We start from the raw sequence: 1,931 nt of genomic DNA, 5'->3' as shown, positions 1-1,931 counted from the left end.
GATCAGACGTTCAGCGAAGCCGGGTCGATCTTGAAGCCCGGTCCCATGGTCGAGGACAGGGTGATGCGCTTGACGTAGGTGCCCTTGGCGCCCGACGGACGGGCCCGCTGCAGGGCGTCGACATAGGCCTTTACGTTGGCTTCGAGGGCTTCCTGGGTGAAGGAGGCCTTGCCGATGCCGCCATGAGCGATGCCGGCCTTCTCGACGCGGAACTCGACCGCGCCGCCCTTGGCGTCCTTGACCGCTTGCGCGACGTTCGGGGTCACGGTGCCGACCTTGGGGTTGGGCATCAGGCCGCGGGGGCCCAGCACCTTACCCAGACGGCCGACGAGGGCCATCATATCGGGCGAGGCGATGACGCGGTCGAAGTCGGTGAAGCCGCCGTTGATCTTCTCGTACAGATCCTCGGCGCCCACGATGTCGGCGCCGGCCGCGAGGGCTTCGGCCGCCTTGGCGTCCTTGGCGAAGACGGCGACGCGAACGTCACGGCCCGTGCCTGACGGCAGGTTGACCACGCCGCGGACCTGCTGGTCGGCGTGACGCGGATCGACGCCGAGGTTGACGGCGATCTCGATCGACTCGTCGAACTTGGCTGTCGCGTTGTCCTTGACGGCCTTGATGGCGTCGGCGAAGGCCATCGGGGCGACGGTGTCGCCGGTGCGGGCTTTGACGCGCTTGGTTTGCTTGGCCATGTGCTTAGCCCTCCACGACGTTGAGGCCCATGGCGCGAGCCGAGCCTTCGATGATCTTGGTCGCGGCGTCCAGGTCGTTCGCGTTCAGATCCTTCATCTTCTTTTCGGCGATCTCACGCAGCTGGCTGCGCTTGATCTTGCCGGCCACTTCGCGGCCGGTCATCTTCGAGCCCGACGTGATCCCGGCGGCTTGCTTGATGTAGTGGGTCGCGGGCGGGGTCTTGGTGACGAAGGTGAAGCTCTTGTCCTGATAGACCGTGATCACGGTCGGCAGGGGCGTGCCCTTCACTTCCTTCTCCGTGCGCGCGTTGAACTCCTTGACGAAGCCCATGATGTTGACGCCGCGTTGACCCAGCGCCGGCCCGATCGGGGGCGAAGGCGTGGCGGTTCCCGCGGGCACCTGCAGCTTGATGTAGCCGAGAATTTTCTTGGCCATTGGTCTCTCCTATGGTGACCCGAAATCAATCGGGCCGGTGAGCCGTGGTCGTGGCATGGCTGCCTCCCACGGATTTGCGCGATTGCTCACGCCGCCCTGTTCAGAGCGAGGCGCGCGTTTAGCGGATAAGGGGCGGGAAAGCAAACCATGTCTCCTCCCCATTCCATGGGGAGGTGGCGCGGCGCGGCTTCGCGGCGTGACGGAGGGGGCCGAGCCGCTTTCACCCCTCCACCGCTTCGCGGTCCCCCTCCCCACTGCGTGGGGAGGAGACAGGACGTCAGCCCGCGTTCTTCTCGACCTGATTGTACTCGAGGTCCACCGGGGTGGGACGGCCGAAGATGGACACCGCGACCCGCAGTCGCGCCGCATCCTCGTCGACGCTCTCGACCTGGCCGTCGAAGCTGGCGAACGGACCGTCGATGACCTTGACGGTCTCGCCAATGTCGAAGCGGATCGTGGGCTTCGGACGCTCGACGCCCTCTTCCACGGCGCCGATGATGTTCTGGACCTCGCGCTCCGACACCGGCAGCGGCTTGGTGCCGCCGGCGGCGCCGAGGAAGCCGGTGACCTTCGGCGTGTTCTTGACCAGGTGGTAGGCGTCGTCCGTCATCTCCATCTTCACCAGCACATAGCCAGGGAAGAATTTGCGCTCGGAGTTCACTTTCCGGCCGCGGCGGATCTCGACCACGTCCTCGGTCGGCACCAGGATTTCAGAGAAACAGTCTTCCAGACCCTGCTGGCGCGCCTGATCGGTCAGGTGCTGCGCCACCTTCTTCTCGAAGTTCGAATAGGCGTGGACGATG

At 65.5% G+C, this 1,931-nt stretch carries 3 protein-coding genes; all 3 read right to left on the bottom strand.

The features are described from left to right. Positions 1-2: 2 nt before the first annotated feature. On the bottom strand, positions 3-692 hold the full coding sequence (gene rplA / locus VGB60_RS07410; protein ID WP_331037629.1) for a 50S ribosomal protein L1: 690 nt from the start codon (positions 690-692) through the stop codon (positions 3-5). A gap of 4 nt (positions 693-696) precedes the next feature. Beyond that, positions 697-1,128, bottom strand: coding sequence for a 50S ribosomal protein L11 (gene rplK / locus VGB60_RS07405; protein WP_331037628.1), 432 nt, complete (start codon positions 1,126-1,128; stop codon positions 697-699). A gap of 277 nt (positions 1,129-1,405) precedes the next feature. Next, the gene (gene nusG / locus VGB60_RS07400) at positions 1,406-1,930 is read right to left on the bottom strand and encodes a transcription termination/antitermination protein NusG (protein WP_331037627.1); all 525 of its coding nucleotides are present in this window, start codon (positions 1,928-1,930) and stop codon (positions 1,406-1,408) included. Position 1,931 lies beyond the last annotated feature (1 nt).

It is taken from the genome of Brevundimonas sp. (assembly GCF_036399195.1).
Classification (GTDB): Bacteria; Pseudomonadota; Alphaproteobacteria; order Caulobacterales; family Caulobacteraceae; genus Brevundimonas.
This window is presented reverse-complemented; position numbering and strand designations above follow the sequence as displayed.

Coding starts and splice junctions, on each gene's coding strand:
- rplA (WP_331037629.1), bottom strand. CDS start 692: ATGGCCAAGCAAACCAAGCGCGTCAAAGCCCGCACCGGCGACACCGTC.
- rplK (WP_331037628.1), bottom strand. CDS start 1,128: ATGGCCAAGAAAATTCTCGGCTACATCAAGCTGCAGGTGCCCGCGGGA.